A 6,000-nucleotide genomic window follows, 5' to 3' on the forward strand; every position below is an offset into this window, starting at 1 on the left:
TGGTTTTTACTTCCCTCAGGAATTCTATATTTATCAGGCTACATATTTATTTTGTACCAAACAAGCGATCGCCAGCATCACCCAAGCCTGGGATAATGTAACCGTGTTCATCTAAATACTCATCAATAGCAGCCGTATAAATCTGCACATCTGGATGAACCTCACAGAAATGTTTAAGCCCTTCTGGGGCGGCTAGTAAGCAAACAAACTTCATTGATAAAGGGTTAGTAGATTTTAATCTTTCCACAGCAGCAACAGCAGAATTTCCGGTTGCTAACATCGGGTCAACAATAATCATGTCCCGTTGCTCAACATCGTGGGGAACCTTGAAATAATATTCAACTGGAACTAATGTTTTTGGGTCACGGTATAAACCAATATGGCCTACCCGTGCTGATGGCATTAATTCTAACATTCCATCTAAAATTCCCTGCCCTGCCCGCATGATAGAAACTAACACCAGCTTTTTATCAGGTGCAAGCACTGGTGCATTCATTGGGGCTAGTGGTGTTTGAATTTCTTCATATTTAAGAGGTAAATTTCGCGTTACTTCATAACCTAACAACAGACTAATTTCTTTGAGGAGATTACGAAATTTCGTCGTGCTAGTTTCAACTTTCCGCATCAACGTAAGTTTATGTTGAATTAATGGATGCTCAATAACTGTTACTTGATTTTGCATTTTAGTTATTAGTCATTAGTTATTAGTCATTGGTCATTGGTCACTTTATTCACAAATGACGAAGGACGAATGACCAATAACAATTAAAATACTGTGCCATCACTGTCAATTTGAATAGGGGGTTGACCACCTTTTCTCAGTTCGGCGGCAATTTTGCGCCCTGCTGTCCAGGTTCCGCCTTGGAGTATTTTCACTAAAGGTAATTCTTCCACACTCATACCTAATTTTTCGCGGACTGTTGCAGCAATTTCATCTAATAAAATCACAGTTAACGCACGCCATTCAACTATTAACTCTGATTCTACTGAATGGGATGAGTGCAAAATTTCTGGGTCTTTCAGCTTAATTAAACCCAAATCAAGACATAACCCACCATTACGATATTCTGGTAATCCAGTTAGGGCATCTAACTCAGTAAATATTAAACCTAGTTCTTGTAATGGTTCTAATAAAGAGTATGTCAACCATTGGGAAAGTTTGTGAAAAGGTACTAACCCATCCTCGCTTACGGCTGAATGTTGCCATACATCACCAAGATTAACCCCAGCAATTATTAATCTTCCCGGCCAAATATCACTTAGCCCTTCTAAAACAGCACTTAAAACGGTTGTTGCTGCTAACTGCCCATTTTGCGATTTACCAACAAGATAATTAACTAAATTTCCTGGGCGTGGGTTTTCTTCGCCAAATAAATGCGGGAAAGCAGCCAGCACTTGACCTAATTTCTGTAATAATTGCGATCGCCCGCTAATTCCCACTAATGGATTTTCCGCAGTTACCTGAAAACCATCTGCTAATTCTGCCTCGGTGAACCCTTGCAATTTCACCGCATCCACTTGCGGCAAACCTGACACAGAAAACGCCCCTTGACAAAACATCTGGAAACTAGCAATGGCTAACCCCTCAGAACGCCCCAAACTCAAGCCCGTTTCCGGTTCATGATAACGCCAACTATCCCCCGCCCCCGCATCTAACAACACACTAACAATTGCTAAATCAAACTTAGCAATTGCTTGTTGTAAAGGCGTTAGTCCCGCTAACAAATTAGCCAACTTTGCCAAACGCGGTACACCTTGCGCCTCAAAATGCCGCCAACGACTATGAAACGGAATATCTAAATCTGGATACTCAGCGCGTATTACCTCAATTACATAATCTGCCACCCGCCCCAACTGCGACAAATCACAAACAAAGTGACGCGACTTCCCCTCATTCACCAGCGCAAAAATTTGCCCACAACGTTCCTTTATCGCCCTTGGAGAACGAAGATACTCAATTACTCTCTGTGAACTCTGCGCCTCTGTGGTTAGTTTTTCCACCCTTTACCTCCAAAACATAGGGAGTAGTGAAAATTAACTCTACTCCCCACTCCCCTTGCTTTATTCCAAAGAACGTCCTTTCACATCCGCCAAACCATCTGTATCTAACACCTCGCCTGTAGTATAATAACCAGCAGCTTTCTTCGCTTCAATTTCTACCCGCGCATCTTGAGGAATCAAATCTTCAGGTATCGGAATGCGTTCCACAATTTCAATGCCTGAGTTGGTAATTGCGTTGAATTTCATATTACTCATAGACACCATGCGGTCAATCCGCGTAATGCCTAGCCAATGTAAAACATCTGGCATTAATTCTTGGAAGCGCATATCTTGGACACCTGCTACACATTCCGTCCGGGCAAAATAAGCATCAGCGCGATCGCCTCCTTCCTGACGCTTACGGGCATTGTATACTAAGAATTTCGTCACTTCTCCCAAAGCCCGGCCTTCTTTACGGCAGTAGACAATAATCCCGACACCGCCCTCTTGGGCAGTTTGGACACATACCTCAATCCCGTGAACTAAATAAGGGCGACAGGTACAAATATCCGAACCAAAGACATCAGAACCGTTACACTCATCATGTACGCGCACAGCCACAGGTTTATTAGGGTCAGTAATTGCTGCTAGATCCCCAACAATATATACAGTTAAACCCCCAATTGGCGGTAAAAATACTTCCAAATCAGAACGAGTTACCAATTCCGGGAACATTCCCCCAGTTTGTTCAAACAACGCCCTGCGTAAATCTCCTTCGGTAATATCAAAACGTTTCGCCACACCTGGTAAATACCACACTGGTTCTATTGCTGCTTTAGTAACAACTAAATCACCACCAGGTTTCATAATTTTTCCATCTACCTGCAAGCGTCCTTTTGCTACAGCATCTTGCAGTTCTGGCATATTAATATGCGCCTTTGTGATAGCAATTGTGGGGCGAATATCGTATCCCTTTTCCAAATAAGAAGAGAAAACTTCTGGTGCGATCGCGCCAAACGGATCAAGTGAGACAATCTTATTAAGATCACCCCAACTTTCATGGGGGCCAATATGTTCAATAGGGGAAGTATTCGTTAAATCAGCACGGTGATCTGTTTGTAAAGCACCACTCGCCACCGCTAAAGCCCGGTAAATTGCATAACCACCCGAATGAGTTCCAATTACATTACGATGTGCTTGATTAGTCAGCGTTGCAATCACTGGCCCGCGTGCCATTGGGTCAATTACTCCCCAATGAATTGGAATTGGCTTGGGGCCAAAATTACTTGGATGTGATGTGAGAACAATATGCCGGGACACACTATTTGGCTTTGGCATAGTCATAGTTTTTGTAATGTTTTTATGAATTTTTAGCCACTAAGTATTTGTCAACTATCAGCAGTAAGTTTTATTTTTTTAAATCTAGTTTCTTAATGACTAATTAATTACAACTCTATTATGTAAACTTTCGTAATAATAGTATTGCTTAATACAATTCATAGCACAAATATTGCTGATATTTCATACTAATGTGGAATAAATTTAAAGATGAGGTTAACTGTCACCGTGAAGATAATTTTGTGCGAAAGTTATTAATAAGGTATAAACACTAATCTCAAATTCATGGATTCTTTATCTATCAATTCCTTACTTGAAGACTTGAAAAACCCCAATGCTTTAGTTCGGGAACAAGCAACTAAGAAACTATGGCGCATATGGTTTCAACAGAAGGGAATTCAGGGCTTGGAAAAAATAGACCAAAGTCAAAAATTACTAGATGCTGGTAAAATCACTGAAGCTGAATCAGTGTTAACCGAACTGATTCAAGAACAACCTGATTTTGCTGAGGCATGGAATCGCCGTGCTTTCCTCTACTACAGCATTGGTAAATATCAAGAATCTTTGGCAGACTGTCAGATGGTTATCCAAATTAACCCAGTGCATTTTGGCGCATTGCATGGTATGGGCTTATGTTATGCCGCCATTGGACAGTATGTTGATGCGATCAAAGTTTTTAAACGTGCTTTAGCGATTCAACCCTATTCTTTAGTCAATCAAAAATTAATTTTAGAATGTACACTCAGACTGAGTTAAAACACCTGTCTGAAGTCTACATTTTTTTGTTTTGTGATCCGTTACTACCCTCAACAACAGTGATTCATCGCTTTCATCGCCGCCAGTTTATTCAGTATGGTTCTATCTGTATGGGTAGTAGCCTGCTAGCTGCTTGCACCAACAGCAACCAACCAGCAAATTCTAGTTCACAGTTAGATAAAGTCAGCTTTGGGACAAACTGGTATGCACAAGCAGAACACGGCGGATTTTATCAAGCGATCGCCACTGGTATTTATCAACAGCACGGTCTAGATGTCACCATTAAAATGGGCGGCCCGCAAATACCAAGCGGCACTCAGTTGTTAGTCGGGGGTGCAGTTGATTTCTTTATGGGGTATGGCATCGATGCGATTAACGCCATTGCCCAAGGAATCCCCAAAATTACCGTAGCGGCCATCTTCCAAAAAGACCCGCAATGTCTGATCTCCCATCCCAACACAGCAAAAACTCTCGCAGACCTCAAAGGCAAACCAATTTATGTCTCTGCGGCTGCTAATGTCACATATTGGCCTTTTCTCAAACTTAAGTATGGTTTCAGCGACGACCAAAAACGCCCCTACAACTTTAATCCCGCCCCCTTCTTAGCCGATAAAACTTCAACCCAGCAAGGCTACATCACATCAGAACCCTATGCCATTGAAAAACAAGGCGGAATTAAACCAACAGTTTTTTTGCTAGCAGATTATGGTTATTCTACCTACGCCACAACTATTGAAACCAAAAAAGAACTAGTAGAAAAAAATCCAGATTTAGTGCAGCGATTTGTTGATGCCTCAATTAAAGGGTGGTACAGCTACCTGGAAAATCCCCAACCAGGGAATCAACTAATCAAAAAAGATAACCCCGAAATGACCGATGACCAACTAACTTACGGCATCCAAAAACTCAAAGAATGTGGGATTATTACTTCTGGTACTGCTGAACAACAAGGTATTGGCGCAATGAGTGAAGAACGCTGGAAAGCACTCTACGATAGCATGGTCAATGCTGGGGTTTACCAGCCCAATGTGAACTATAAGAATGCATTTACCTTACAATTTGTCAATAAAGGAGTAGATTACTACAAAAAATCTTAATGAGTAATTTACCAGCAATTACACTGAGTCAAATTAGCAAAGTCTACGCTAATGGCACTGTGGCCCTACAAGACCTAAACCTAGAAATTCCCGAATCGCAATTTGTCAGCTTGGTAGGTGCTTCTGGATGCGGTAAGAGTACGGTACTGCGGCTGATAGCCGGATTGGGTAAAGTCAGTTCCGGTAACATTTACTGGGGCATACCTCAAGCAGTCCGAAAATTAGCCTTTGTCTTTCAAGATGCCGCCCTTATGCCGTGGGCAACCGTGAGAGAAAACATCCACCTACCGCTAAAATTAGCAGGTATATCCAAACAAGATGCTCAACCCTTATTAAAACAGGTATTAGTATTAGTAAGATTGACAGATTTTGCCGATAGCTATCCTCGGCAATTATCTGGTGGGATGAAAATGCGCGTGTCTATTGCCAGGGCTTTAGTAACTCAGCCCAACATTTTGTTAATGGATGAACCCTTCGGGGCATTAGATGAAATTACGCGTAGCAAACTCAACAGTGATTTATTAGATTTATGGCAAACATACCACTGGACAGTGGTATTTGTAACTCACAATATTTACGAAGCAGTATATTTATCTAATCGAGTCTTAGTTATGGGGATAAATCCTGGGCGAATTGTGGCAGATATCGAAATTGATGCCCCATACCCCCGTGATGAAGAATTTCGGACATCGCCACTATATAACGAATATTGCCGGAAGATTTCGCATTAGACATCTCCGAAAACTATCAAACCTTGTTTGTGACTAGCTTATAAGGCGCAAATGCAAGCATCGCGAATTACCTAGTCTATACGCTAAAATAAGGATTT

General features: G+C 41.6%; 6 protein-coding genes. 3 read left to right on the forward strand and 3 right to left on the reverse strand.

The annotated features are described in order from the left end of the window. Positions 1-46: 46 nt before the first annotated feature. The 3 genes from upp to H6G76_RS09420 form a co-directional block, all read right to left on the reverse strand. Entirely contained in the window at positions 47-682 is a 636-nt protein-coding gene (upp, locus tag H6G76_RS09410; RefSeq protein ID WP_190698828.1) for a uracil phosphoribosyltransferase, read from the reverse strand. 83 nt (positions 683-765) lie between these two features. Further along, the gene (locus H6G76_RS09415; RefSeq protein WP_190698830.1) at positions 766-2,001 is read right to left on the reverse strand and encodes a URC4/urg3 family protein; all 1,236 of its coding nucleotides are present in this window, start codon (positions 1,999-2,001) and stop codon (positions 766-768) included. A gap of 60 nt (positions 2,002-2,061) precedes the next feature. Then, positions 2,062-3,318, reverse strand: a complete 1,257-nt coding sequence (locus H6G76_RS09420; protein WP_190698833.1) for a GTP cyclohydrolase II — start codon at positions 3,316-3,318, stop codon at positions 2,062-2,064. A gap of 285 nt (positions 3,319-3,603) precedes the next feature. Here H6G76_RS09420 and H6G76_RS09425 point away from each other — a divergent pair, with 285 nt between their 5' ends. From H6G76_RS09425 to H6G76_RS09435, 3 genes are read left to right on the forward strand one after another with little or no spacing between them, the layout of a single operon-like run. Beyond that, positions 3,604-4,074, forward strand: coding sequence for a tetratricopeptide repeat protein (locus tag H6G76_RS09425; protein WP_190698836.1), 471 nt, complete (start codon positions 3,604-3,606; stop codon positions 4,072-4,074). A gap of 59 nt (positions 4,075-4,133) precedes the next feature. Next, positions 4,134-5,171: an ABC transporter substrate-binding protein gene (locus tag H6G76_RS09430; protein WP_313934758.1), complete on the forward strand. Its 1,038-nt coding sequence runs from the start codon at positions 4,134-4,136 to the stop codon at positions 5,169-5,171. Continuing rightward, entirely contained in the window at positions 5,171-5,902 is a 732-nt protein-coding gene (locus H6G76_RS09435; RefSeq protein ID WP_190698841.1) for an ABC transporter ATP-binding protein, read from the forward strand. Before H6G76_RS09430 ends, H6G76_RS09435 begins: the two co-directional genes overlap by 1 nt. The last annotated feature ends 98 nt before the right edge of the window (positions 5,903-6,000 follow it).

This window comes from Nostoc sp. FACHB-152, assembly GCF_014697475.1.
Lineage (GTDB): Bacteria > Cyanobacteriota > Cyanobacteriia > Cyanobacteriales > Nostocaceae > Nostoc_B.

Bases quoted from the DNA above. Each gene is read 5' to 3' on its own strand.
- H6G76_RS09435 (WP_190698841.1), top strand. From the start codon at position 5,171: ATGAGTAATTTACCAGCAATTACACTGAGTCAAATTAGCAAAGTCTAC.
- H6G76_RS09425 (WP_190698836.1), top strand. From the start codon at position 3,604: ATGGATTCTTTATCTATCAATTCCTTACTTGAAGACTTGAAAAACCCC.
- upp (WP_190698828.1), bottom strand. From the start codon at position 682: ATGCAAAATCAAGTAACAGTTATTGAGCATCCATTAATTCAACATAAA.
- H6G76_RS09420 (WP_190698833.1), bottom strand. From the start codon at position 3,318: ATGCCAAAGCCAAATAGTGTGTCCCGGCATATTGTTCTCACATCACAT.